Genomic DNA, 26,134 nt, shown 5'->3' with positions numbered 1-26,134 from the left:
GGGCTAGAAAATAGGTGTATCCATGCAGATTTCGGTAAATGAGTTCCTGACCCCCCGCCATATCGATGTGCAGGTGGTCAGTCCGACCCGTGCCAAGATCACGCTCGAACCTCTCGAGCGTGGTTTCGGCCATACCCTGGGCAACGCGCTGCGTCGTATTCTGTTGTCCTCCATGCCCGGCTGTGCTGTGGTCGAGGCTGAGATCGACGGTGTGCTCCACGAGTACAGCGCTATCGAGGGCGTGCAGGAAGATGTCATTGAAATCCTGCTCAATCTCAAAGGTATCGCCATCAAGCTGCACGGCCGTGATGAAGTGACCTTGAGCCTGGTGAAGAAGGGCGCGGGCGCTGTTACCGCTGCCGATATCCAGCTGGATCACGATGTCGAAATCGTCAATGGCGATCATCTGATCGCCAACCTGGCGGCTAATGGTTCGATCAACATGAAGCTCAAGGTCGCTCGCGGCCGTGGTTACGAGCCTGCTGATGCGCGTCAGAGCGACGAGGACGAAAGCCGTAGCATCGGTCGTCTGCAGCTCGACGCCACCTTCAGCCCGGTCCGTCGCGTGGCTTATGTGGTCGAAAACGCTCGTGTCGAGCAGCGTACCAACCTGGACAAGCTGGTCATTGACCTGGAAACCAATGGCACTTTGGATCCCGAAGAGGCGATCCGTCGTGCCGCGACTATTCTGCAGCAGCAGCTGGCCGCATTTGTCGACCTCAAGGGAGACAGCGAGCCGGTTGTAGTCGAGCAGGAAGACGAGATCGATCCGATCCTGCTGCGTCCGGTTGATGATCTGGAGCTGACCGTTCGTTCGGCCAACTGCCTCAAAGCAGAAAACATCTACTACATCGGTGATCTGATTCAGCGCACCGAAGTCGAGCTGTTGAAAACGCCGAACTTGGGCAAGAAGTCTCTGACCGAAATCAAAGACGTTCTGGCCTCTCGTGGTCTGTCCCTGGGCATGCGTCTCGACAATTGGCCGCCGGCAAGTCTCAAGAAGGACGATAAGGCTACGGCCTGATCGCCCATAGTCACCGAACTGATCGTTTGGTAAGGAATTTCAATCATGCGTCATCGTAAAAGTGGCCGTCATCTCAGCCGCACAAGCGCACACCGCAAGGCCATGTTCCAGAACATGGCGGTGTCGCTGTTCGAGCACGAACTGATCAAAACAACCCTGCCTAAGGCCAAGGAACTGCGTCGCGTTGCCGAGCCGCTGATCACCCTGGCCAAGGAAGACAGCGTCGCCAACCGTCGTCTGGCTTTCGACCGTACTCGCTCGAAGGCTATCGTTGGCAAACTGTTCAATGACCTGGGTCCGCGTTATGCCACCCGCCAAGGTGGTTACCTGCGTATTCTCAAGTGCGGTTTCCGCGCTGGGGACAATGCGCCCATGGCTTATGTGGAGCTGGTTGACCGTCCGGTTACCGGTGAAGTCGAAGCAGCTGAGTAAGCTAGCTTCGTCAAGAAAACCGAGCCTTCAGGCTCGGTTTTTTTTCGTCTGAAGATTTTGGCTATCGGTAGCGTTGATCTTGATCATTAGAGTGTATTGGTTGCGATTCATATGATGGCACTCAACCAGCCGGTGACGTGACCGACACTGGATAGTTCTCGAATTGCCACGGAGTAGTAGCCATGACCGATCAGCCCAAACTCACTACCGTCGCCGGTGCCCCGGTAGCCGAAAACCAGAATTCCATGACCGCCGGTGCGCGCGGTCCCATGTTGCTGCAGGACGTGTGGTTTCTAGAGAAGCTCGCACATTTCGATCGTGAAGTGATCCCTGAACGGCGTATGCATGCCAAAGGCTCTGGCGCCTTTGGTGAGTTCGTTGTTACTCATGACATTACCCGCTACACCAAGGCGGTAGTCTTCTCGGAAGTGGGCAAAAAAACACCGATGTTTGCGCGGTTCTCTACCGTTGCCGGCGAGCGCGGTGCTGCCGATGCCGAACGTGACATCCGCGGCTATGCCCTGAAGTTCTACACCGAGCAAGGCAACTGGGACATGGTCGGCAACAACACGCCAGTGTTCTTTTTCCGCGATCCACTGAAATTCCCCGATCTGAACCATGCGGTCAAGCGCGACCCGCGCACCAACATGCGTAGTGCCAACAATAATTGGGACTTCTGGACCGGCCTGCCGGAGGCGCTGCACCAGATTACCTATGTGATGGGCGACCGTGGGATACCGGCCTCCTACCGGCACATGCATGGTTTCGGCTCGCACACCTACAGCTTTATCAGCGCCGATCACCAGCGGTACTGGGTCAAGTTCCATTTCAAAACCCAGCAGGGCATCAAGAACCTCACCGACGCCGAAGCAGCAGCTATCGTTGCTGGCGATCGTGAAAGCTCTCAGCGTGACCTGTTCGAGGCAATCGAGCGTGGCGATTTCCCTCGCTGGACCATGTACGTACAAGTAATGTCCGAAGCTAAGGCGGCAAGCTATCGTTTCCATCCGTTCGATCTGACCAAGGTCTGGTCGAAGAAGGATTGCCCGCTGATCGAAGTGGGTTACTACGAGCTCAACCGCAACGCCGACAATTACTTCCAGGATGTGGAGCAGGCGGCATTCACGCCCGCGAACGTGGTGCCGGGCATCAGCTTCTCGCCGGACCGCATGCTTCAGGGGCGCCTGTTTTCCTACGGCGATGCGCAGCGCTACCGCTTGGGCGTCAACCACCACCAGATCCCGGTGAACGCGCCGCGCTGCCCAGTGCACAGCTTCCATCGCGATGGCGCGATGCGGGTCGATGGCAACCACGGTGGTCGCTTGCATTACCAGCCGAACACTTACGGGGAATGGCGTGAGCAGCCAGACTTCAGCGAGCCGCCGTTGGCGCTCGAAGGCGCCGCCGCCCGTTACGATTACCGGTTGGACGATGCGGACTACTTCACTCAGCCAGGCGATCTGTTCCGGTTGATGGAGGCGGACGAGCAGCAGCGTCTATTCGAGAACACAGCGCGGGCGATGGGCGATGCGGCACGGCATATCAAGCTGCGGCATATCAAGCACTGCTACTTGGCTGATCCAGCCTACGGTACCGGTATCGCCAAGGCGTTGGACCTCCCTGTCGAGGAAGCGCTGGCTTAGGCCTTCTGTGACGAAATAGCCCGCAGCATGCTGCGGGCTTTCGTATCGGGTCGGATTTACGATAGGGCTCGGGGCAGACCTGTAGCGTTCATTTATGCCGGGCTTGATCACGCTCAAGCAACGGCTTAAGAAAGTGACCGGTATGCGACTGCGGCATCTCGGCAACGTTTTCGGGGGTGCCCGTAGCGATGATCTGGCCGCCTTTCGAGCCCCCCTCGGGGCCGAGATCCACCAGCCAGTCCGCCGTCTTGATCACGTCCAGATTGTGCTCGATGACTACCACCGTATTGCCGTGATCGCGAAGGCGGTGCAACACATCCAGCAACTGCTGGATATCGGCGAAGTGCAACCCCGTGGTGGGCTCGTCGAGGATGTACAGCGTCTTGCCGGTATCCCGTTTGGACAGCTCGCGCGACAGCTTGACCCGTTGTGCCTCGCCTCCTGATAGGGTGGTCGCGCTCTGTCCGAGCTTGATGTAGGACAGCCCCACATCGATTAGCGTCTGCAGCTTGCGTGCGACGGCTGGCACCGGAGCGAAGAATTCCCGCGCCTCTTCGATGGTCATATCCAGCACTTCGGTAATGCTTTTGCCTTTGTACTTCACTTCCAGCGTTTCGCGGTTGTAGCGCTTGCCCTTGCACACGTCGCAGGGCACGTAGATATCCGGCAGGAAGTGCATTTCCACTTTGATCACGCCGTCGCCCTGGCAGGCCTCGCAGCGCCCGCCCTTGACGTTGAAGGAGAACCGCCCCGGGCCGTAACCGCGAGAGCGGGCTTCAGGTACGCCAGCGAAAAGCTCGCGGATCGGCGTGAACAGTCCGGTATAGGTCGCAGGGTTAGAGCGCGGTGTGCGTCCTATCGGGCTCTGGTCGATGTCCACGACCTTGTCCAGATGCTGCAGACCATCGAACGAATCATGAGGTGCCACCTCGAGCGTCGTCGCGCCGTTCAGGGCCGTGGCGGTGATCGGAAAGAGCGTGTTGTTGATCAGCGTCGACTTGCCCGAGCCCGACACCCCGGTGATGCAGGTCAGCAGGCCCACGGGGATTTCCAGATCGACGTTGCGCAGATTGTTGCCGCGTGCGCCCTTGAGCCTGAGCAGCTTGCTCGTATCGCGAGGGGTGCGTTGCGCGGGATAGAGAATATTTACCCGGCCGGAAAGATAGCCGCCGGTCAGCGAGGCGGGATTGTTCATCACCTCGTCCGGCGTGCCTTGCGCCACGATCTGTCCACCATGCACACCGGCGCCGGGACCTATGTCGACCACGTAGTCGGCGAGGCGTATGGCATCTTCATCATGCTCGACGACGATCACCGTATTGCCGATGTCGCGCAGGTGACGCAGGGTGCCGAGCAGGCGTTCATTGTCGCGCTGATGGAGGCCGATAGAGGGTTCGTCGAGGATGTACATGACCCCGACCAGACCGGCACCGATCTGGCTGGCCAGGCGGATGCGCTGAGCTTCGCCGCCGGACAGGGTGTCGGCGCTGCGGTCCAGCGTCAGGTAGTCTAGGCCTACGTTGACCAGGAACTGCAGCCGTTCGCGAATCTCCTTGAGAATCTTGTCGGCGATCTCACCGCGACGTCCGATGAGCGACAGGTCACCGAAATACTCGGTGGCATCGCCGATCGGCAGGCCAGTCACCGCCGGTAGGGTCTTGTCCCCGACCCATACATGGCGTGCTTCGCGACGCAGGCGGGTGCCGCGGCATTCCGGGCAGGGCTGAGTACTGAGATATTTGCCCAGTTCTTCACGTACCGAATTGGATTCGGTTTCACGGTAGCGCCGCTCAAGATTGGGGATGATTCCCTCGAAGGGGTGAGAGCGTTTGACGATGTCGCCGCGGTCGTTCAGATAGCGGAAATCCACGTTCTCCTTTCCACTGCCGCGCAAGACGACTTTCTGCTGCTCCGCCGGCAGTGAGTCGAATGGCTCGTCAAGACTGAAACCATAATGCGATGCGAGCGATCCGAGCATCTGGAAGTAATAGACGTTGCGCCGATCCCAACCGCGAATGGCGCCCTCAGCCAGGGTCAGCTCGCCATTGACCAGGCGTTTGGCATCGAAGAACTGTTTGACGCCCAGGCCGTCGCAGGTCGGGCATGCGCCGGCCGGGTTGTTGAACGAGAACAGCTTGGGCTCGAGCTCGCTGATCGAATGCCCGCAAATTGGGCAGGCGAAGCGGGCTGAGAAAATCATTTCCTCAGTGTCATTCTCGTCGTCCATCGAGGCGACCAGGGCGATGCCGTCGGCGAGCTTGAGTGCCGTCTCGAAGGATTCGGCGAGACGCTGCTGCAAGTCGCTGCGCACTTTGAAACGATCCACCACGACATCGATGGAGTGCTTCTTTTGCTTATCGAGTTTCGGCAGTTCATCGAGTTCGTAGAGCCGCCCGTTGATCCTCGCCCGTACGAAGCCCTGCGCGCGCAGCTCATCGAACACCGCCAGATGCTCGCCCTTGCGTTCGCGAATGACGGGCGCGAGCAGCATCAGCTTGCGGCCTTCCGGTAGTGCCAGCACCTGATCGACCATCTGGCTGACCGTCTGGGCTTCCAGCGGTGCATCGTGATCCGGACAGCGCGGCGTACCGACGCGTGCATAGAGCAAGCGCAGGTAATCATAGATCTCGGTAATGGTGCCGACGGTCGACCGGGGATTGTGCGAAGTCGACTTCTGCTCGATGGAGATGGCCGGGGAGAGGCCTTCGATGGTATCGACGTCCGGCTTTTCCATCATCGAGAGGAATTGCCGGGCGTATGCCGAAAGCGACTCGACATAACGGCGCTGCCCTTCGGCATAAAGCGTATCGAACGCCAGAGAGGACTTGCCGGAACCGGACAGGCCGGTAATCACGATCAGTTTGTCGCGCGGCAGAGTCAGGTCGATGTTCTTCAGGTTGTGGGTACGAGCCCCACGAATCAGAATCTTGTCCAAAGCAGCCTCGCGTGGCGGGCGAAAACCCGCAAGTATACGGCTGGGGCGGCATCGCGGCAAAAGCGTGCGCCTGTGCCAAGCAGGGGATGGCTGCTAGAATCGCCGCCGGTTCATTCAGGCGAGACCCCACATGCAGGATCCCTACAGCGAGCGCATGAGCGCCAGCGAAACCCGCGCAGCATCCGGGCTGGCCCTGGTTTTCGCGTTTCGCATGCTCGGCATGTTCATGGTGCTGCCAGTGCTGGCAACCTATGGCATGGATCTGCAAGGTGCTACGCCGGCACTGATTGGTCTCGCTATCGGTGCTTATGGTTTGACCCAGGCGGTGCTGCAAATTCCGTTCGGCATGCTCTCTGATCGGATCGGCCGCCTGCCGGTGATTTATTTCGGCTTGCTGATCTTCGCTGCCGGGGCAGTGCTGGCGGCGACGGCCGATTCTATCTGGGGCGTAATTGCCGGCCGCGTCCTGCAGGGTGCCGGGGCGATCTCGGCAGCAGTGATGGCGCTGTTGTCGGATCTCACACGCGAGCAGCATCGTACCAAGGCGATGGCGATGATTGGCATGAGCATCGGCATTTCGTTCGCAGTGGCAATGGTCGTCGGCCCTCTGCTGACCCGTGCTTTCGGTCTGTCCGGATTGTTTTGGACGACTGCCGGCATGGCGTTGATGGGCGCGCTGGTTGTCGCCATATTGCCGCGCGCTCACCAGCATTTGCGCCATCGTGAATCAGGTGTCGCCAAGCAGGCGCTCGGTGCCACGCTGCGTCATCCCGATTTGTTGCGCCTGGATTTCAGTATTTTCGTTCTGCACGCCATCCTCATGGCAAGTTTCGTTGCGCTGCCTCTGGCATTGGTCAGTGAAGCGGCATTGCCAAAGGATGAGCATTGGTGGGTCTATCTCACAGCGTTGGTAGTCGGTTTCTTCGGTATGGTTCCTTTCATCATCTATGGCGAGAAGAAGCGCCAGATGAAGCGCGTCGTGCTGGGAGCCGTTAGCGTGCTGCTGTTGGCCGAGGTGTTCTTCTGGTGGTTCGGTGATCGTCTCTGGTCGCTGGTCGGCGGCATGATCGTGTTCTTCATCGCGTTCAACCTGCTGGAAGCATCACTGCCCTCGTTGATCAGCAAGGTTGCGCCAGCTGGTGGCAAGGGCACGGCGATGGGGGTTTACTCCACCAGTCAGTTTCTTGGTGCCGGCATTGGCGGCATTCTCGGTGGCTGGTTCTACCAGCAGGGTGGCCTAGGGTTGGTTTTCGCTGGTTGTGCAGGGCTTTGCGTGCTGTGGTTGATGGTTGCCTGGAGCATGCGCGAGCCACCGTACGTTACCGGCCTGCGCCTGCCATTGTCGGCTGACGCCGCGCTTAATCCTATTCTTGCTAAGCAAATGCTGGCGGTTCCGGGCGTGTCGGATGCAGTGGTGATTGCCGAGGAAGCGGCTGCCTATGTCAAGGTCGACATGCGGGCGTTGGATCGGGCGGCGCTTGATCGTCTGCTCGCCTGATTAGCCTGGCTGCATTGTGAGCATCGGCCACCATCGAGCTGTCCACATTCCCATATCGTGAAGTCGCGCCGGTTGGCCGGCATGGGGCGGTGAGGTAAGATTCGCGGTCATTGGCTTTTTCCTGTTTGCAGGGATTCTCTCCAGTGAGCCAACCTAATTCATGTTTGAGCAAAGGAGTTACCCATGGCCAGAGGGGTGAATAAAGTCATCTTGATCGGCAATGTCGGCGGCGACCCGGAAACCCGCTACATGCCCAATGGCAATGCGGTGACCAACATTACGCTGGCCACCACTGACAGCTGGAAGGATAAGCAGACCGGTCAGCAGCAGGAGCGCACCGAGTGGCACCGTGTCGTGCTGTTCGGCAAGGTTGCCGAGATTGCCGGCGAGTATCTGCGCAAGGGCTCGCAATGCTACATCGAAGGTCGTCTGCAAACCCGTGAATGGGAAAAGGACGGCGTCAAGCGTTACACCACCGAGATTGTGGTGGACATGGGCGGCACCATGCAGCTTCTTGGTGGCCGCGGTGGCAGCTCCGACGATACCCCTCGTCAGTCCCAACCACGTCCGCAACGTGAGTCGCAACCGCAGCAGCAATCGCGGCCACAGTCCCAGCCGCAGCCGGCTCAGCAGCCAGCACCGGACTACGACAGCTTCGACGACGATATCCCGTTCTAGCGAACCCCTGAGACTTTTTTGTAAAGTTTCCGTCGAGAACCCCCGCTTAGCGGGGGTTTTCTCGTTTTTAGGGCGTAAAAAATCAGTTGACGATTTTTGGCTAGGCTCATACCTTGAATTTACGTAAGGAATTCGAGGTATTCATGCGGCTATCAGTGAGGAGGTTTCAAACCGAGTCAGGCGAGAGGTTTCTGATTCTCGTTGATGACGCGGGCATGCCTCTCTACTACCCTGCGCTCTTTGTGACAGCGGTTCTGCGTGGGGGAAACCGCGCCATCAATACCATCAGTCATGCCCTCACAGCCATCAAGCTGCTGTACGCATGGGATGACTACTACTGCGTTGACCTGGAGTCGCGCTTTAAGCGAAGCGAGCTGCTCTTCGAGCATGAGATCCACTCTCTTCGTGATTTCTCGCAGAAGCGCTTGGCTGACACGAAGCCCAATGAGGGCAAGGTCACTTCAATCAAGCGTCGCCAGCGGCTGGTCTCCACCGAAAGCCAGTTCAATCGAATGTCTGTGATTGCCGATTACGTGGGGTTCATCGCAGGGCGGCTATATCCGGTGACGGCAACCAGTGCCAAAGACATCAGCGCCATGGTGGCAATGATCAAAGCAAATCGGCCTCGGATAAATGAGCTTACCGAGAAGGACAGCTCTGACACTCACCTAGACGACGGCCTCCTGGACGCTCTTGAAGATGTCATCAGGCCAGGCGGCGAAGCCAACCCGATAGCCGATTCCGGTATCCAGGTTCGTAACGCACTCATGTTCACCATCCTTCGTTTAACGGGGATGCGCCGAGGCGAGCTACTCAATCTCAAGATCGATGATTTCGACTTCAAGACCGAGGTTGTTCGAGTGGTGCGGCGACCGGACTCCGCTGGAGACCCTAGGCAGTACCAACCATTGGCGAAAACCAGGGAGCGAACCCTCCCGTTGACGCCGGAGGTGATGGAGCGGATCAGCGACTATATCACTAAGTACCGTAATAAGGTGCCAGGCGCTCGAAAGCACGGGTTCCTATTTGTTACTCATAAAGCAGGCCCAAACCAAGGGTGGCCAATATCCAACTCAGGCTTCGGTAAATTCATTTTCGGCTTAACGGAGATAGCCTCAAATCTAGAAGGCTTTCACTCGCACGCCCTTCGCCATCACTGGAACTACGTGTTTTCACGACTAGTTACTGAGAAGGGAATAACGCCTGAGCGCGAAGAAAAACTGCGCTCCTATTTGATGGGGTGGAGTGAAACATCTGGCACCGCGAGTACGTATAACAGGCGCCACATCAGGGAAGAGGCTGGTAAGGCCGTAATAGAGTTGCAGAATAAGCGCCTAAGGAAGTTGTCTGATGAAAACAAATAACATGCATGGTTATGCTGCTAGATTACCCGCGCAATATGAACGCACAGAGTTTTTGTCTAGAGACGGTTATGCGGTTGTTGTTGCATCTGATTACTGGCGGCTGAGCAAGGATGTAGCCTTCAATCTTGATTGGCTTTGCGAATTTTTGAGCGATGATATGGTTCTTAGCTTTAGGCACGTTTTGAGTGTTTATGCTCAAACCTGCTCTTCAAAGCACGCTATAAACTTGCACGCTAGGCTTAAGGAGTACTTGAGATTCTCCGCAGGTCAAGCAGTCTTCAGTCCAGAGTCGATCATTTCATATCGAGCAAAGCTGCTCGGTGAAGAGTGGAAGCTCAGTGGTGTTCGCGCCTTCATCCGCACATGGGTTTCTACTGGGTACAAAGGTATTCCATCTGAAACGCTACCCATGATGGAAAAGTGGCGGATCAAGGGGAACGAAAAGGGTTTTGCTGTCCAATCCATGTGCCCAGAGAGCGGGCCGCTTACCGACATAGAGATGGATGGAATAGTCTCTGGGGTGCTGGAGTGCTATTCGAACGGCCAGTTAGATCTGCGAGACACTTGCTACGCAATGATTTTGGCAATGACAGGCAGAAGGTCGATCCAGATCACTTCCCTTAAGAATAAGGATCTTTTGTCTGTTGGGGATAAGTACTATATAAATTTCCCGCGCGGTAAACAGCGCTATGGGAAGTGGCGAACTGCGTTCAAAAAATTCCCTATCGTAGAGGATCTTTGGCTTCTCCTTCAGACCCAGGCGGAGCGCGTAAAGGCGCTATTCAATGAGCGAGTTTCTGGTGGGGTTTCACTGGAGCTTGTACGGGAACTGCCGCTTTTCCCTGCTATAGAGAAGTACGATGCATCGAAAAGCCTAGAGGAGTTGCTCTCAGGTGATTTCTTACATGCGCCGACTTCAGCGATCACATACGCAATGAATACCGTTAAGTCTCAGGTGGCTGTAATTAGCGAGCGGACAGGCGCTATTACTCACATGAACCCTACTCGCTTCCGATACACCCTCGGAACTAACCTCGCCAGAGAGGGCAAAGGGGAATACGTCATCGCCGAGGCGCTAGATCACTCAGATACTCAAAACGCGAGCGTGTACGTTAGAAACATCCCTGAATTCGTCGAGCAAATCGACAAGGCTGTGGCCTTGCAGCTTGCACCTCTCGCCCAGGCGTTCAGAGGGGTGCTTGTGGTCAATGAGGCTGCTGCTCATAGAGGAGGGGATCCCACCAGCCGGATATACAGTTCGGGTGGCAATGTCGGCAGCTGTGGAAGCTTTGGCTTCTGTGGTGCACTGGCTCCTGTCGCCTGCTACACATGCGCCCACTTCCAGCCGTGGCTGGAAGGCCCTCATGAACTCGTGCTGGATCAGCTGATCAGCGAGCGAGACAGCGTTCTTCAGGCAACAGGTGACCCAAAGGTCGCTTCTGTGAACGATCGGCTCATTCTAGCGGTTAGTGATGTTGTCACTCGCTGTAACGCGATGAAGAGCGAGCCTGTGCATGTCTAACGTCTTCCTATTCGTCCCCAAAACCCAGCTAACCTGCCGCGAGAACCTCAACGAGTTCGTGCTCAGGTGCCGAGATCAGCTCACAGTCTTCGGTGAGGATCTCAATTGGCACAGCCACGCCTGGCCTGGTGTCGGTAACTTCACTAAGAAAGGAGCGCCTTCTCGCGGCTACACAGAAGCTCAGCTGTTGAGCGCCGACATCATGTCCTTCGCTAAGGCATATGTGCGCTATCAACAGGGGCATAACCCCAACAAGCTGAAGAACGAGTTCAAGGCTATCCGCTGTATTGAGGAGGCGCTCTTAACGGTCAAGGGATGTGCAGACATCACGCTGACAGATCTGAGTGTGCTGGATGAGGCCGGCAGGGTCGCTGCGGCGTATGGATCCTCCAGCTATCAGGCGAGCATCAATCTGGTGAAGCTGGTTGAGTTCCTTAACGAGAGCGGGATCATTGCAGCCCCGCTTGTTTGGAAGAACCCCATCAGAAAGCCGCAGGAAATTCATCGCACGGACGCGATTGCAAAGCAGAAGCGCGAAGAAAAGATGCCCCCAGAAGGCGCTCTAGAGGCCATGGCGGAGATGTTCTTTAACGACCTACAAGCGCCAAGGGATCGCTTCACAACGTCGATTTTCGCCTTGTGTGCCAGCGCGCCGTCGCGAATTACCGAGGTTCAAGAGCTACCGTTGAACTGCCTCCACCGGGAGCGTGATCCTAAGACCGGGATGGAACGAGTCGGACTCCGATTCTATGCCGGTAAAGGCTATGAGTCCGATATCAAGTGGATTCCGACCGTCATGATTGAGGTCGTCGAAGAAGCTGTTCGACGTCTCACTGAATTGTCGGCGCCAGGCCGGAAACTGGCTCAGTGGCTAGAGGCTCATCCTGATAAATTTTATCGACATGAGGACTGTCCCAATGTCGGCGAGCATCACCCATTAACGCCCGTCCAGGCATTGGCTGCTCTGGGGCTTTTGCCGGGGAATTCCCCTCAGAGTGCTTTGAAGCAAATGCTGAAGTCTTATGCGCCGTTCAAGGAGTTCTACGCCAAAAACGGCTTCGTCACTTTGGCATTTCTGAATGAGTTTGTTCACAGCAGGTTACCGAAAGGCTGGCCATGGCTGAATAAAGAGCGCCACATCAAGTATAGCGAAGCGCTTTGCTGCTATAGGCGGAACGAGTTACGAGACGATCTATCCACGAGCCGCGTTATTGTTTGGGCCCCTGGGAAAAGTACGTTCACCACGGACATCAACTACATCGACGGCCAAGAGCGCAGCATCTGGGAGCGCTACGGCTACAAGAACGTCGACGGAACCCCCATCTCGATGGCTTCGCACCAGATCAGGCACTTCCTGAACACCATCGCTAATCGAGGCGACATGGGGCAGTTGGCCATTGCCAAGTGGTCGGGCCGCAAAAACATTCACCAGAACGCTACCTACAACCACATGAGCGACGAAGAGCACGTCGAGATGGCTAGGGACGCTGGGATCGGCACTGCTCTGGGAAAGGTTAGGCAGAACTTACCAGTAACACTGGCTGATCTCGAAGCGGTTGGCGATGGCGTAGCCCACGTCACCATCTTCGGTTTCTGTGTGCATGACTACTCAATGCTTCCCTGCCAGAAGCACCGGGACTGCTTGAACTGCACCGAGCATGCTTGTGTGAAGGGCGAGGCCGTTAAGCTGGAGCGTTTGAAGGCGCATCGTGATGCAATTTGGGATCAGCTTGTTAAGGCCCAGAGTGCAAATGAGGACGGAATCTACGGGGCTGATCGGTGGAGCGCACACCAGATCAAAACACTTGAAAGGGTTGATCAGCTCATCGCAATCCTGGAATCGAAAGAGACCCTTGATGGGACGATCATCCGCCTGAACAGTGATCAAGAGTTCAGTCCGCTTAAGCGCGCTATTGCTGCTCGCTCAGCCGCCCCAAGCCTGCCAGCACCTAAGGAGGCCGAGCCAGGCATGGACGAGCTTCGTGCTCTGCTGGGGGTTTAATCAATGGCCAAACATCTGAGCGCGAAAGATCTTGATCTGATTGTGAAGCTGATCGATGGCTGGGAAGGGAAGCTGGGGTGGGAGGCTCTTTGCGATGCTGTTGAGCCGCTGATTGGGTCTCGGCCCACCCGTCAGACACTGAACTCACACGAGCGAATCAAGAGCGCTTTCACCCACCAGAAGGCCCGCTTGAAATCAGGGTTCGTTTCAACGAAGCGTCCACCAAGCCTCAGTATTGCCGAACAAAGGATTCGCCGGCTGGAGGCTGAGAACTACAGGCTGGAGCGTGAGAACGCCCGGCTGTTGGAGCAATTCATGCGTTGGCAGTACAACGCCCACAAGCACAACGTCTCGCAAGAGAAGCTGGACGCTCCGCTGCCGTTTGTTGACCGTAACTCATCGGAGAAGAAGTCCTAATGGCCAACGGACAGCAGATCGCCGAAGAAAACCTGGCCGCGTTCCTCGCCTGGTCGACCTCCAAGTCTGATGGCGACTTCCTTGAGTACGTGCATCGCGGCAAGCTGAAGCGTTCTGAGATCGCTGCTGAGTGCGGGTTCGGCAAGAGCGCGCTGACGCAGAACCCCGCAATTCGCCAGGCGCTAGAGGCGCTGGAGAACGAGCTGCGAGCTGCCGGGGTTCTAGCCCCTCTCGTGGCCTCTCTGCCTGCTGGACAGAAGGTCGAGCCTCCACTGCGTGACGGCGATGCCAAGCAGCGGCGGCAAGACGGCCAGCGCCTGAACTCATTGGAGCAAGAAAATGCAGCCCTGCGTGCCGAGCTCCAGGCTGCAAAGCAGATGCTCACTCGCTACACGCTTATGACCGAGTTCTTAGAAGAAACCGGCAGGATGCCCCGGTGAACGCCGTTGTCCCCAACTTGATCAATATCAGCGTGCGAGTCACCAGCATTCGCTCTGTTAATCGCAAGGGGTGCATTGCATACGGTCACCGTATGGACATCCAGAAGGGCATTAATGACCGCTCCAGCCCTGTGGTCATCAAGGTTGCGGATGCCATCGCCAGGCGTTCTGATATCTCTGTAGGTGGAATATTCGATGTATACGGCGAGGCCAGTACTGTCCTGAGGAAGCATGGCGCCTTCGCGATCAACGAGATGACGGTTGATGCTCAAGATATCCGGCTTGTCCGCCCTAGTGGATCCCAGCTCATCCAGTGGATAGGCGATAACGTCAAGGGCGTGGGGGAGGTTAAGGCCACGCGGCTTTGGGATGCCCTCGGAGAGCGGCTGTACAACGCACTGGATGAGGCCGATCACTGCGCTATCTCGATGATCATCCCCACCGAGGAAGTGCGGGAAGGGATGTTCTCGCGCTGGAGTGAGGACGGTGACGCCAAGACACTCCGCTTCGTTCAGGACAAGAAAATCCCCCTGGTGCTCGCCAGGAAGGCTATTCGCTTCCACAAAAAGAACACCATCGCTGCCTTGCTCGCAGACCCGTATCGCCTTCTCAGCTTTGCAGGCGATTGGGCTGTGGTGGATAGCGTCGCCAGGGATAGCTTTGGCCTGACCCTGGATGATCCTCGCAGGATCACTGCGGCGCTGGAAGAAGCCCTGTACCGGGCTTCTGAGAAGGGACACACCTGTAGCTCATTGGCAGACCTCCATTCCACTGTCCGCCAGTTGATCAAGCCTCATGCTGCGCCTAGTGAAGCGCTAGCCAAAGCCCTAATGGATGGGGGCGCAGCTGGGCAGTTTGTGTTTCAGGATCTGGCGCTGTTGGGCCCAATGCTCTTCGCTCCGGGATCCTGGCTCATGGAGCGTCGTTGCGCCGAGTTCATCCGGGATTTGATAGTCACCCCATCACTTCAACCCCAGCTGTTCCCTGTGGATGTCAGTGAAGTCATCGCGCAGTTTGAGGAAGGGGAGAGGGCGTTCCTGGGGCTACCGTCGTTCGGTCTGAACCAAGCTCAGCGCGACGCCGTGAATACGTCGTTTTCGACGCGCTTCAGCGTGATCACCGGTGGTGCTGGCGTCGGCAAGACAACCGTGCTTAAGGCCCTGTATAGGGCCTTGGATACGACTGGCCTCCCACGCTTCCAGATGGCGCTTTCTGGCCGGGCTACTGCACGGATGATCGAGGCTACTGGCGAGGAAGCGACGACCATTGCCGGGTTCTTGAAGAGGGTGACCGAGAAGGACATGGGGCCAGCGCCAATCATTGTCATCGACGAGGCATCAATGCTTGATCTGGTCACCTTTTTCCGGTTGGTTCAGAAGCTGCCGCCCGATTGCCAGGTGATTCTCGTGGGTGATCCATACCAATTGCCCCCAATCGGAGCCGGGCTGATCCTACACGTGCTGTGCAGGCTTGCTGGAGTGCCGACGACTGAGTTGGTTGAGGTAAAGCGCCAAGCTAAGGAATCCTCAATTCCTGTTGCGGCGCGACGCATCCGGGAAGGGTTGCGTCCTTCGTTCAGTGCCGACGAGCACGATGATGTGGTGTTCCTGCCATGCCCTGACGCAGAGATACTTTCGACAGTAATCAGGCTGTACGAGCAAGACGCGGGGAACACCCAGATTCTCTCGGCTACCAAGTCTTGCGGCTTTGCTGGCGTGGATGCGATCAATCGGGTCTGCCACGGCAAATACGCGGATCACAGCCAGCCACTGCTCGCTGAGAATCCAGAAACAGGTGAGATCGAGGCGACAGGCCTATGTGCTGGCGATCTGGTGATGTTCACGGCCAACGATTGGGCGCGGAACCTCCAGAACGGCTCGCTTGGGCAGCTCAACGTGGTCTTTGATAGCCCACGAGAAGTGAACATCGGGAGTGATGAGAACCCTCGCATCGTCTCTGCGCTGGGCAGAGCCACCTTTGAGGGCGTGCAACACTACATCTTAGATACCGATGTCGACTCGCTGGAACTCGCCTATTCCATCACCGTCCACAAAGCTCAGGGCTCTCAGTTTAGGCGCGTGATCATTCCCGTCCGGAAGTCGCGTATTCTGGACAGAACCTTTGTTTACACAGCAGCTACTCGCGCCCAAGTGCAGGTCATCTTCGTGGGGGATTTCGAAGCGGTAGAAGAGGCTATTGAGCTACCTCCCAAGGCCTTCTTACGGCAGGTTGGTTTGCAAGCCCTGCTAGAAGCTGAGCTCTCCAGGCCTGCTGCGCAGTCAAAGACGGAGATCGAAAGTCGCAGCAAGCCAGGGTAGTGGCTCGCGTCCTTACCGCTCGTCGGAATTAATCATCTCTCTGTGTGGTGCTCGAACGCAAAGTCACCCAGGGTATTTTGTAAAGTTTATGGGTGCTAAACTGTAACTATATGGCAAAAATTTACAGAAATTTTTACGAAAGTGTCCATGGTTCAATGGGGCGCAGCATGCTAGGTGCCAAAGAATACGCCCTCCCACTCACTCACTCGGTCACCCATTTGGGTTTCCGGTGTTTATAACCGTTCTAGAGTCCACTCAATGCGAATGCGCCTGATGCTGTTGGGCGGCGGCAATGCCCTGGGTCAGGCGCTTATCCGCCTCGGCGCCGAGGAAGATATAAGCTTCCTCGCACCGCGCCCGCCCGACCAGGGTTGGGACGCGCCCAGCCTGACCAAATTGCTCGATGACAATCGCCCGGATGTCGTGATCAACCTCGCCTATTATTTTGACTGGTTTCAGATCGGCCATGTCGATGAAGCCGTGCTTGCCCATCAGGAGCGAGCGGTAGAGCGGTTGGCAGAGCTTTGCCAGCATCACGAGTTCGTACTGATGCAGCCCTCCAGCTACCGCGTGTTTGATGGCGCTCGCACCACCGCTTACAGCGAGAAGGACGAAGTGGCGCCACTGGATGCGCGCAGCCGTGCGCTCTGGCGTATCGAGCAGAGCGTTCGCGCGCTCTGCCCGCGACACGTTCTGCTGCGGTTCGGTTGGTTGCTGGACGATAGTTCGGACGGTTTGCTGGGGCGGTTTCTGCAGCGTCTCGAACAGGACGATGAGCTGTCTCTTGCTGATGACCGCCGTGGCAATCCGACGCCTGTCGACGATGCGGCGCGTGTCATCCTCGCCGTGCTGAAGCAGCTGGACTGTCGGGCGCCGCTGTGGGGCACCTATCACTATGGTGGGCACGAGGCGTCGACGCCATTGGTGGTCGGTCAGGCGCTGCTTGCCGAGGCGGCCCACCATCGTCAGTTGAAAATCGATAGCCTTACCCCGGTTGCGCACGCAAGCTGTCCAGACGCTCAGGACGAGCCGCAGCATGGTGTGCTGGCCTGCAAGAAAATCTTCAATACTTTCGGAATCAAGCCGCGCGCCTGGCGTACCGGATTGCCGAGCCTCCTGGAGCGTTACTACCGACATGGTTGAATCACCGATTCTGGTTACCGGGGGCGCCGGTTTCATCGGCTCGAACCTCGTCGATGCATTGGTTGCTCGCGGCTATGCGGTGCGGGTGCTGGACAACTTGTCCACGGGCAAACGCAGCAACCTGCCGGACGGTGTGCGCGTGGAGTTGATCGAGGGCGACGTCGCCGACGCGCAGGTCATGCGGCGGGCTGTCCGTGGCGTGCGAGCCGTGGTGCATCTGGCTGCCGTGGCATCGGTGCAAGCATCGGTCGATGACCCGGTGGGTACGCACCAGAGCAACCTGGTCGGCACGTTGAACCTGTGCGAGGCCATGCGCGACGAAGGTATTCGCCGAGTCGTCTTTGCGTCGAGCGCTGCCGTCTACGGCAACAATGGCGAAGGGCAGCCCATTGATGAAGATACCCCGAAGGCGCCGCTGACACCTTATGCGGCGGACAAGCTTGCCAGCGAGCATTACCTGGATTTCTACCGCCGCCAGCATGGGCTGGAGCCGGTCATCTTCCGGTTCTTCAATATCTTTGGCCCTCGTCAGGACCCTTCATCGCCGTACTCCGGGGTGATCAGCATTTTCACTGAGCGTGCGCAGAAAGGCCTGCCGATCGCGGTGTTCGGCGACGGCGAACAGACCCGCGATTTCCTTTACGTCGGCGATCTGGTCGAGGTGCTGGTGCAGGCGCTGGAATGCGATGAGGTGAAAGCGGGAGCGATCAATGTCGGGCTCAATCGCGCCACTTCGCTGAACGAGTTGCTGGCGTCCATTAGCGATGTGCTGGGCGGGCTACCGTCGGTCAGTTACCAGGCGGCGCGAAGTGGCGATATCCGCCACTCGCAAGCGAACAATGCACGTCTGTTGCAGCGCTTTCGGTTGCCAGAGCCAGCTACCGATATGCGGATGGGGCTGGCGAAATTGCTGGGTCGCTAGTAAAGCTGCGAAATGGAAAAAGGCGCCCTAGGGCGCCTTTGCTTTGCTCAACGATCCGGTGGTTCTGGTTTCGTCAGAATTTGTAGCCGAGGCCGACCATGTAGACCATCGGGTCGACATCTACATCGACCTTAACTTTGGCTCCGCCATAGCTCGTTGTGCCGGTAGTGTCGATATCGATATAGCGTACCTGAGCGTTGATCATCACGTTCTCGGTCAGCATGTAATCCATGCCCACTTGGGCCGCTAAGCCCCATGAATCCTTCATGTCCAGCCCGTTGAAGCCCTTGCCCTCAGCTTCGCTGGTGAGCTTGTCGTCAAAGAACCATGTGTAGTTGATCCCCGCACCGACGTAGGGCTGGAATGCGGACTTGCTGTCGAGCGGGTAGTAAACGAGGCTGAGGGTCGGCGGTAGGTGCTTGAGTTCGCCCAACTTTCCGTTCAGGCCTGCAAACCCGCCAGGCATGCCGGAAACCCCCACGTCGTGGGTGAAGGGGCTTGCAGCGAGCAATTCAATGCCGATCTTGTCGGTCAACATATAGGCGAAGTTCAGGCCCAGCTGGGTGTCGCTATCGAGGGTAGCCTTTGTTCCTGGAACGCTGGTCGAAAGCGCGCCTACATAGATATCGCCGCTATCCTCATGCGGATCAACCGTAATGGCACCGGCGCGCAGAATCAGATCACCCGCCTGATGGGCCTGGGCGAGGGGGGCGGCGAGGGCCATGGCCAGCACGGAAGCGGTAAACAGGGTCTTGCGCATAATGAGCTCCATCGAGACGTGATCTGTTGCGTTGGAGCCATGGTAGGGCCCGGTGCGCTGTCGAATTTGATCCAGCTCAACGAAACGCTTCGCTTTGCCTGGGCTGCGACGTATTGCCCTGGGTTGCCTTCCTTTGTTCACCTAGATGATAATGTTTCTCTTTCGAGTTTGACCTTCGTCTGCAAGGATCCATTAATGCAAGCCCTTATCCCCCGCCTCTTGGCGGTCGCCGTGTTGCCATGCTGCGTTCAGCTTCACGCAGCTCCGCTGGATGCCGCACTGGACGAAAGTCAGCGTCTGGCAGCGGAGGCCAAGGCATCTCAAGCACGCATCGAGCAGCTCGACGATGCCACTCGGCAGATGCTCAACGACTATCGCAACGCTGTGCAGCAGGCGGAGGCGCTGGAAGCCTATAACAAGCAGCTGACCGAGCTCACCGCGGGGCAACGTAAGGAACTCGAAGGTTTTCAGCGTCAGCTGGACAGTATCGAGCGCACCCAGGAGGCCGTTGCGCCTCAGATGGGGCAGATGATCGAGGTGCTCGAGGAGTTCATCGCGGCGGATCTGCCGTTCCTTCCCGACGAGCGCGCCGACCGCCTGGCCAGCTTGCAGGACATGCAGGCGCGCGCGGATATCAGTCTGGCCGAGAAATACCGTCGAATCCTCGAGGCTTATCAGATCGAAAGCGATTACGGCAGAACGCTGGAAGCCTGGCGCGGCGAGCTGCCGGTCGAGGGCGGCAGCCGTAGCGTTGAATTTCTGCGTCTAGGACGGACGATGCTCTATTACCAGACACTCGATGCGCATGAGAGCGGTTGGTGGAATCCCCAAACCGGTGCGTGGGAGACGCTTGATGCAAGCGCCCGCCGGCCAATCACCAAGGCGATTGCCATTGCGCGTCAGCAGCAAGCGCCCAGCTGGCTCGAACTGCCGGTGAAGACCCTGGCCAAGGAGGCGGCGCAATGAACCGTTTATTGACTTTTTTGCTGATCGGCTTGCTGCCGGCGCTGGCTCAGGCAGCCGAACCGCTGACTCCAGATCAGCTGCTGCAACGCATTCGCAGCGAGCGCGCCGCGGAAGTCGAGGCCATGCAGGCGCGTGAGCAGGCGTTTATCCAGAATCGCAGTGAGCAAGCGCAACTGCTGGCACGAGCCAACGCCGCGCTTGAAAAGCAGAAGGCCGAAGCCGAGCGTTTGAAAGCCGAGTTCGATCGTCAGGAGGCCGAACTGGCTGAGCAGGAAACACTACTGGCACAGCGGGTTGGGCATCTAGGCGAGCTGTTCGGTGTGGTTCGCCAGAGCGCAGGTGATATCGCTGGCCAGTGGCAGGACAGCCTGCTCAATGCCCAGTATCCAGATCGACTGACGCGGCTGAAGGCGCTGGCCGAAAGCCGTGCGCTTCCGTCCGCAGAGGATCTGGATGGCTTTTGGATGACCTTGCTCGAGGACCTTGCCGCCAGTGGGCGAGTCGAGCGGGTTGAGCTACCGGTCGTGGGCGCCGACGGTCAGCGCAGCGTTGAATCGGTGCTACGGGTCGGTGCTTTCTCCGTATTCACTGATGATGCCTTCCTGCGTTACGACAGTGATGCCGGTGAGCTTCTGGCTCCGGCGCGGCAACCTGCCGGGTTGGGCCTGGTCGATGAGTACCTGAGCAACGGCGACGCGCTGGCGACCCTGCCGATCGATCCAACCCGCGGCTCGTTGCTGGCACAGCTGCAGCGCCAGCCGCAATTATGGGATCGGGTTCAGCAGGGCGGTCTAGTCGGCTGGGTCATCTTGGTGCTCGGCGCCATCGGCCTGCTGTTGGCGATCTGGCGCATGGTCTACCTGACTGGTGTCGGGCGCGCTGTGGGTCGGCAGATGAATGAGCTGAACAAGCCGCGCGATGACAACCCGCTGGGCCGCATCATTGGAGTGCTCGGACCTAAGCCGCAATTGTCCGATCTGGAAACCCTCGAACTGAAACTCGACGAAGCGATTCTTCAGGAAACGCCGCCGCTGGAGCGTGGGCAGCCGCTACTCAAACTGCTGGCCGCCGTCGCGCCGCTGCTCGGGTTGCTGGGTACCGTGACCGGCATGATCGTGACCTTCCAAGCTATCACCCAAAGCGGTGGCGGTGATTCTCGGCTGATGGCCGACGGCATTTCTCAGGCGCTGGTCACTACGGTGCTGGGGCTGGTTGTGGCGATTCCGCTGTTGTTTCTGCATAGCTTGCTGGCCAGCCGCAGCAAGGCGCTGATTCAGTTGTTGGAACAACAAAGCGCCGGCCTGATCGCGCTGCATCTGTCGGGAACACCGCGCCGTGAATGATCTGCACGGTAGCTGGCTGCGTCTGGTCGACAGCGGACACGCGCTGCTCGACTTCATGGCTGCGGGTGGCGTGGTGATGTGGGCGCTGGCCGGATTGTGCGTGCTCTATTGGACGCTGGTGTTCGAACGCCTGTGGTTCATGCGGCGGGTCTTTCCGCGCTGGGCCGAGACACGTCGCCAGGCTTGGGCGCGGCTGGGCGATGAGCCCGGCAGCTGGCAGCGCGCGGTGCGCAGTACCTGGCTGGCCCAGGCCCAGCAGCAGCTCTCCGGCCCTTTGCGGATGAGCAAGACCCTGGTGGCGATGTGTCCGCTGCTCGGCCTGCTTGGCACCGTCAGCGGCATGATCGCGGTATTCGACGTGCTGGCGCTCAACGGCACCGGGAACCCTCGTGGCATGGCCGCGGGCGTCTGGCAGGCGACCCTGCCGACAATGGCCGGCATGGTGCTGGCCATCACTGGACTGTTCAGCTTGGCGCGCCTCGAGCGAATCGCGCGACTGGCTCTCGACCGGCTGGCCGACCAGCTGCGTCACGATTGAGGATTAACGGATGCGTATGCGTCGTCACCACCAGCAGGAAGAAGACACCGGCATCGACCTGACGCCGATGCTCGACGTGGTCTTCATCATGCTGATCTTCTTCATCGTCACCAGCTCCTTCATCAAGGAGTCCGGTGTCGAGGTTCAACGCCCGCAGGCCGATACCGCCAGCGCGCAGGACAAGGGCAACATCCTGATTGCGGTAACGGCTGAAGGTCAGGTCTGGATAGATAAGCAGGCGGTGGATGTACGCAGCGTGCGTGCGCACGTCGAGCGCATGCGCGTAGACCAGCCCGAGGGCGCCGTGGTGGTGCAGGCCGATCAGGATGCGCGGACCGGGCTCGTGGTTCAGGTCATGGATCAGGCGCGTCTGGCCGGGGTCCGGGACGTGGCGCTCGCTGCCAGTTCGGGAGTGCAGTGATGGTCCGCGGACTGGGCCGGATCGCGTTGTCGTTCGTCGCTGCTTGCGTGGTGGCGTTGCTGTTGTTCGCCTTGATGTTGAGCATGGTCACCCCGCCGCGCAGTGAGGTGGCAGACGATCCTGTGGCGATCGCCAATTTCGTGCGCATGGACAGCCGCAACGAAAGCGCCTCGACTCGTTCGCGACAGCAGGCTCCAGAGCCGCCGCAACCGAAGACACCACAACCGCCAACGCCACCCACGCCGAGCATGGCCAGCCCAAGCGCCAACCTGCCGAAACTCGACCTGCAGCTGCCGAACATCGACAGCGGGCTATCCGTCGCCAGCGCGCCAGCGCCGAGCCTGAGCGGTCTGACCGCGGCGGCACCGGCCGCAACGCCGGCTCCTGCGCCCACGGCGGCCGCGGTCGCAGATGCGGCGGCGCAGTCCGGCGGCCCAGAGCAGGAAGTCATGCCGCTGAATGATGTCCGTCCCGAGTATCCGTATCGCGCTCGCCAGCGTGGCATCGAAGGTCATATCAAGCTGGCCTTTACCATCACGCCAGCTGGCAAAGTCGAGAACATCCGTGTTCTGGAAGCCTCGCCACGCAATGTGTTCGATCGTGAAGCTCGCCGTGCCGCCGCGCGCTGGCGTTTCGCGCCGCGTACCGAAAACGGCGCGGCGGTATCGCGTGAAGCGGTAAAAACTCTGCACTTCCGCCTGCAAGGAGAACGCTGACATGCCTCGTTTGCTGCTGTTGATCTCATTGTTGTTCGCTGTCTCGACGCAGGCGGCCCAGACCATCGACCCGTTGGTGTTCAAGGCGCTTGAGCGCGCGCAGACCGCGCAGGAAAAAGGCGATTACAACGCCGCGCGAAACGCGCTTACGCAAGCCGAGGCCAAAGTCGGCAGTGTCGAAGAGGCGCTGTTGTGGCGTAGCCGGGCGTATCTGGCCTGGGCCGAAGGCAACAACCGTCAGGCGCTGGAGTTGCTCGACAAGGCGATCACGAGCGGCAAACTGGACGAGGCGATGCTGCCCAACGAACGGCTCAATCTGGCGAAACTCAATCTGATCGAGCGACGTTATGCCAAGGTGATCAGCCTGCTGGGTTCGCCGGCCGAGGCAAGCGAGGAAGTACTGCAAATGCTAGTGCAGGCCTATCAGGGCCTTGGCCAGCACAGCAAGGCATTGCCGCTGGCCGAGCGCTACGTGCAGGCCAACCCCAACGCGGCGGATACCTGGCTGCAGTTCCTGGTTGCGGGCAACGCCGAGCTGAAGCGTTATGAGACAGCGGAGCGTTGGCAGCGCAAGTTGCTGTCGCGCCATCCGAATGAGGCCAAGATCTGGCGTCAACTGGCCGGGCTGCAGCAGATGGCGGGTGATGAGGACAAGGCGCTTGCCACGCTGCGTGCCGCGCATGCCAAGGGCCTGCGTTTCAGTGAATCGGAGCTGGATAATCTGGTGCTGCTGGCCAGCGCTGCGGATCAGCCCTGGCAGGGTGCCAAGCTGCTTGAAGGGATGCTTGAGTCGCGTTTGCTGGCGAGCAATGCCAGCCGTCACGAGCGCTTGGGCATGCTCTGGTGGCAGGCGCGCGAGCGGGCTGCTGCCGCGACGATCTATCGTCAGCTGGCCGCGCAGACGGCGAGCGCCAAGTTTTGGATGAATGTGGCTCAGCTGGAGCTTGAGCAGGCCCGCTGGCAGGCCGGGCTCGACGCTCTGAAGCAAGCCGAGCGGGCCGGAGCAGAGCGGCGCCAGGTACGCGCTTGGCGTGAATGGGCCGAAGGTGAGCTGAGTTTCGAGCGCGAGCGTCAGATCGCCCGCGTCAACTGAAACGTAAGCGAGTCATCGTAGGGTGCGCTCCGCGCACCGACGTTGATGTATATGGACGCCCCCTCTGGACCATTTCGCTCTTTGATCCGCTCGGTGCGTGGAACGCACCCTCAAAGCTCGAGCTTCGTACCCGGCGCGCCGCGTCCCCGGGAAGCGGACAGCGCTGCCTCCTTATTCCAGCTCGTAGAAATAGATCTTCTCTGCCGACATTCGATACCCGGCTTCGGCCAATTCGCTGCTGGCGTGCTCGACGCGAAGCGGACCTTCGATCCAGAAGGGCTGATAGAGCTGATCGACCTTCACACCCAACTCGCTGGTGGCATGCACGATTTGGTTCGAGGGTGGTGGTGGAACGTGAATGCACGCACCGAAATAAGGCACCAGCAGAAACTCGGTAACGCGACCGTCCTCACTCATGTCCAGCGGCACGATGTAGCCCGGCAACTTCGCCTGGATGCCGTCCAGTGCTTCGACCACTGGTGCGGCGGGAGATTGTTGCGTGGCGGCTGGGCCGGTTTCGGCAGCCAGCGCATCGGCCAGTTGCGACATATCGTGCATCGCGACGGGAGGCGGGGGTGGCGGGGCGTCGGCGGGAATCAGGTCCGACCACTGCAACTCGCGCACATCGGCGATTGCGAGATTGGCCGCAAGGATCAGCAGGGCAGCAAGCAACAGATTTGGCACGGTCATCCTCATAGTCGTATCGACAGGCCATCGGCCAGCGACTGCCGATAAGCACGCCAGGCGGGCACGCTGCCCATCAGCAGCCCGGCCAGCAGTATCGCGGCAAGCAGCGACCATTCATAAGCGCTGGGCCAAGCCAGCGGCAGGTAAAGGCCGTACTCGGCCTGCAGCGGCGTCTGGGCCACGGCGATGGCTACATATAGCAACAACAGCCCGAGCAGCACACCGGCCAGCGCCAGGCTGAAAGCCTCGGCCACCAGCAGGCCGCCGATATGCCAGGGCCGAGCGCCCACCGAACGCAGGATCGCCATCTCCCGGCGTCGCTCGTTGAGGCTGGTCAAGATCGCCGTCAGCATTCCGATGAGTCCGGTCAGCACGACAAACAGCGAAACCACGAACAATGCCTTTTCCGCCGTGCCCATCAGGCTCCAGAGTTCCTGCAGGGCGACGCCGGGCAGGATCGCCAGCAGCGGTTCGCCGCGATACTGGTTGATCTCGCGCTGCAGGGTGAAGGTCGCGATCCTGCTGTTCAGGCCGAGCAGAAATGCGGTGATCTGTTGCGGTTGCAACGCGAGCTGGCGCGCCTGTTCGGCATCGATACGCGCAGCGCCCCGCGCCGGCATGCCGTTCTGCCAGTCGATATGCAGCGCTTCCATCCCAGCGAGGTTGATGTGCAAGGTGCGATCGACCGGTGTCCCGGTGCGTTGCAGGATGCCCACCACACGGAACGGTTTGTCGTCGTGCTTGATCAGGCTGACCGTCGCGACTCCGTGTGCCAGCACCAGCTGTTCGTCCAGCGTGTAGTTCAATGCCCGAGCGACCTCGGCGCCAAGGACCACTTCGAAGGGGTCGTCGGCAAAGGGCCGGCCTTCGGCAAGTTGCAGGGCTTGCTTGCGGCCGTAGCGGTAATGTTCGAAATAGTCAGCGCTGGTGCCTAGCACACGATAGCCACGGTGGGAGTCACCCAGCGAGATGGGAACCGCCCAGTCCACCCGCGGATGCTCGGCGAAATGCTCGAAGCTGTCCCAGCGAATGTTGTTGGTCGCGTTGCCGATACGAAACACCGAGTACAGCAACAGATTCACCGAGCCGGAGCGGGCGCCGACGATCAGGTCGGTGCCGCTGATGGTGCTGGCAAAGCTGGCGCGGGCTTCGGTGCGCACGCGCTCGACAGCGAGCAACAGGCACACCGACAGGGCGATGGCGAATACCGTGAGCAGGGCGGTGAAGCGGCGATTGATCAGGCTCGCCAGGGCCAGACGCAACAGGTACACG

The 26,134-nt window shown here is 59.0% G+C and carries 23 protein-coding genes; 19 read left to right on the top strand and 4 right to left on the bottom strand.

All coding sequences use genetic code 11. The annotated features are described in order from the left end of the window. The first annotated feature begins 22 nt into the window (after window positions 1-22). From GYM54_RS10535 to GYM54_RS10525, 3 genes are all read left to right on the top strand, one after another. Complete coding sequence (locus GYM54_RS10535; RefSeq protein WP_019339960.1) at window positions 23-1,024, top strand: DNA-directed RNA polymerase subunit alpha; 1,002 nt, start codon at window positions 23-25, stop codon at window positions 1,022-1,024. Window positions 1,025-1,069: 45 nt separating this feature from the next. Beyond that, window positions 1,070-1,456, top strand: a complete 387-nt coding sequence (gene rplQ, locus GYM54_RS10530) for a 50S ribosomal protein L17 (RefSeq protein WP_019339959.1) — start codon at window positions 1,070-1,072, stop codon at window positions 1,454-1,456. Window positions 1,457-1,638: 182 nt separating this feature from the next. Next, window positions 1,639-3,099, top strand: a complete 1,461-nt coding sequence (locus GYM54_RS10525) for a catalase (RefSeq protein WP_197445957.1) — start codon at window positions 1,639-1,641, stop codon at window positions 3,097-3,099. 88 nt (window positions 3,100-3,187) lie between these two features. On the opposite strand, the gene uvrA is transcribed toward GYM54_RS10525, so the two are convergent. Then, entirely contained in the window at window positions 3,188-6,034 is a 2,847-nt protein-coding gene (gene uvrA / locus GYM54_RS10520; protein ID WP_197445956.1) for an excinuclease ABC subunit UvrA, read from the bottom strand. A 130-nt stretch (window positions 6,035-6,164) separates the two neighbouring features. Here uvrA and GYM54_RS10515 point away from each other — a divergent pair, with 130 nt between their 5' ends. The 10 genes from GYM54_RS10515 to GYM54_RS10470 all read left to right on the top strand — a co-directional run bounded on the left by GYM54_RS10515 (window position 6,165) and on the right by GYM54_RS10470 (window position 18,338). Next, complete coding sequence (locus tag GYM54_RS10515) at window positions 6,165-7,532, top strand: MFS transporter (RefSeq protein WP_197445955.1); 1,368 nt, start codon at window positions 6,165-6,167, stop codon at window positions 7,530-7,532. Between the two features lie 183 nt (window positions 7,533-7,715). After that, window positions 7,716-8,210: a single-stranded DNA-binding protein gene (locus GYM54_RS10510; RefSeq protein ID WP_197445954.1), complete on the top strand. Its 495-nt coding sequence runs from the start codon at window positions 7,716-7,718 to the stop codon at window positions 8,208-8,210. Between the two features lie 143 nt (window positions 8,211-8,353). Further along, on the top strand, window positions 8,354-9,574 hold the full coding sequence (locus GYM54_RS10505) for a site-specific integrase (RefSeq protein ID WP_003293055.1): 1,221 nt from the start codon (window positions 8,354-8,356) through the stop codon (window positions 9,572-9,574). Further along, a complete protein-coding gene (locus GYM54_RS10500) occupies window positions 9,561-11,096 on the top strand; it encodes a site-specific integrase (RefSeq protein ID WP_374105184.1) in 1,536 nt (511 codons plus the stop codon). The genes GYM54_RS10505 and GYM54_RS10500 overlap by 14 nt, the downstream gene beginning before the upstream one ends. Continuing rightward, window positions 11,089-13,098, top strand: coding sequence for a hypothetical protein (locus tag GYM54_RS10495; RefSeq protein WP_003293111.1), 2,010 nt, complete (start codon window positions 11,089-11,091; stop codon window positions 13,096-13,098). Before GYM54_RS10500 ends, GYM54_RS10495 begins: the two co-directional genes overlap by 8 nt. A gap of 3 nt (window positions 13,099-13,101) precedes the next feature. Continuing rightward, the gene (locus GYM54_RS10490) at window positions 13,102-13,515 is read left to right on the top strand and encodes a hypothetical protein (protein ID WP_003293109.1); all 414 of its coding nucleotides are present in this window, start codon (window positions 13,102-13,104) and stop codon (window positions 13,513-13,515) included. After that, window positions 13,515-13,955, top strand: a complete 441-nt coding sequence (locus tag GYM54_RS10485; protein ID WP_003293107.1) for a VPA1267 family protein — start codon at window positions 13,515-13,517, stop codon at window positions 13,953-13,955. Before GYM54_RS10490 ends, GYM54_RS10485 begins: the two co-directional genes overlap by 1 nt. Continuing rightward, window positions 13,952-16,273: an ATP-dependent RecD-like DNA helicase gene (locus GYM54_RS10480; protein WP_024162378.1), complete on the top strand. Its 2,322-nt coding sequence runs from the start codon at window positions 13,952-13,954 to the stop codon at window positions 16,271-16,273. Before GYM54_RS10485 ends, GYM54_RS10480 begins: the two co-directional genes overlap by 4 nt. Before the next feature lie 258 nt (window positions 16,274-16,531). Further along, window positions 16,532-17,416, top strand: coding sequence for a sugar nucleotide-binding protein (locus GYM54_RS10475; protein ID WP_197445953.1), 885 nt, complete (start codon window positions 16,532-16,534; stop codon window positions 17,414-17,416). Further along, the gene (locus GYM54_RS10470; protein WP_197445952.1) at window positions 17,409-18,338 is read left to right on the top strand and encodes an NAD-dependent epimerase/dehydratase family protein; all 930 of its coding nucleotides are present in this window, start codon (window positions 17,409-17,411) and stop codon (window positions 18,336-18,338) included. The genes GYM54_RS10475 and GYM54_RS10470 overlap by 8 nt, the downstream gene beginning before the upstream one ends. A 73-nt stretch (window positions 18,339-18,411) precedes the next feature. Here GYM54_RS10470 and GYM54_RS10465 read toward each other — a convergent pair whose 3' ends face one another. After that, window positions 18,412-19,098 (bottom strand): OmpW family protein, encoded by a 687-nt coding sequence (locus GYM54_RS10465; protein WP_197445951.1) that lies wholly within the window; start codon window positions 19,096-19,098, stop codon window positions 18,412-18,414. A gap of 195 nt (window positions 19,099-19,293) precedes the next feature. On the opposite strand from GYM54_RS10465, the gene GYM54_RS10460 reads away from it, so the two are divergent. From GYM54_RS10460 to GYM54_RS10435, 6 genes are read left to right on the top strand one after another with little or no spacing between them, the layout of a single operon-like run. Next, window positions 19,294-20,064, top strand: coding sequence for a DUF3450 domain-containing protein (locus tag GYM54_RS10460; RefSeq protein ID WP_197445950.1), 771 nt, complete (start codon window positions 19,294-19,296; stop codon window positions 20,062-20,064). Next, complete coding sequence (locus GYM54_RS10455; protein WP_197445949.1) at window positions 20,061-21,407, top strand: MotA/TolQ/ExbB proton channel family protein; 1,347 nt, start codon at window positions 20,061-20,063, stop codon at window positions 21,405-21,407. Before GYM54_RS10460 ends, GYM54_RS10455 begins: the two co-directional genes overlap by 4 nt. A 55-nt stretch (window positions 21,408-21,462) precedes the next feature. Next, window positions 21,463-21,945, top strand: a complete 483-nt coding sequence (locus GYM54_RS10450) for a MotA/TolQ/ExbB proton channel family protein (RefSeq protein WP_231752250.1) — start codon at window positions 21,463-21,465, stop codon at window positions 21,943-21,945. Between the two features lie 10 nt (window positions 21,946-21,955). Next, window positions 21,956-22,366, top strand: coding sequence for a biopolymer transporter ExbD (locus GYM54_RS10445; protein ID WP_131651917.1), 411 nt, complete (start codon window positions 21,956-21,958; stop codon window positions 22,364-22,366). Next, complete coding sequence (locus GYM54_RS10440) at window positions 22,366-23,082, top strand: energy transducer TonB (RefSeq protein WP_197445948.1); 717 nt, start codon at window positions 22,366-22,368, stop codon at window positions 23,080-23,082. The genes GYM54_RS10445 and GYM54_RS10440 overlap by 1 nt, the downstream gene beginning before the upstream one ends. Before the next feature lies 1 nt (window position 23,083). After that, window positions 23,084-24,175, top strand: coding sequence for a tetratricopeptide repeat protein (locus GYM54_RS10435; RefSeq protein WP_197445947.1), 1,092 nt, complete (start codon window positions 23,084-23,086; stop codon window positions 24,173-24,175). A gap of 171 nt (window positions 24,176-24,346) precedes the next feature. Here GYM54_RS10435 and GYM54_RS10430 read toward each other — a convergent pair whose 3' ends face one another. Together GYM54_RS10430 and GYM54_RS10425 are read right to left on the bottom strand one after the other, a co-directional pair. Beyond that, the gene (locus GYM54_RS10430) at window positions 24,347-24,859 is read right to left on the bottom strand and encodes a DUF3299 domain-containing protein (RefSeq protein WP_131651952.1); all 513 of its coding nucleotides are present in this window, start codon (window positions 24,857-24,859) and stop codon (window positions 24,347-24,349) included. A gap of 8 nt (window positions 24,860-24,867) precedes the next feature. Next, window positions 24,868-26,133, bottom strand: a complete 1,266-nt coding sequence (locus GYM54_RS10425; protein ID WP_197445946.1) for an ABC transporter permease — start codon at window positions 26,131-26,133, stop codon at window positions 24,868-24,870. Between the last annotated feature and the right edge of the window lies 1 nt (window position 26,134).

It is taken from the genome of Pseudomonas sp. MTM4 (genome assembly GCF_019355055.1).
Lineage (GTDB): Bacteria > Pseudomonadota > Gammaproteobacteria > Pseudomonadales > Pseudomonadaceae > Stutzerimonas.
This window is presented reverse-complemented; position numbering and strand designations above follow the sequence as displayed.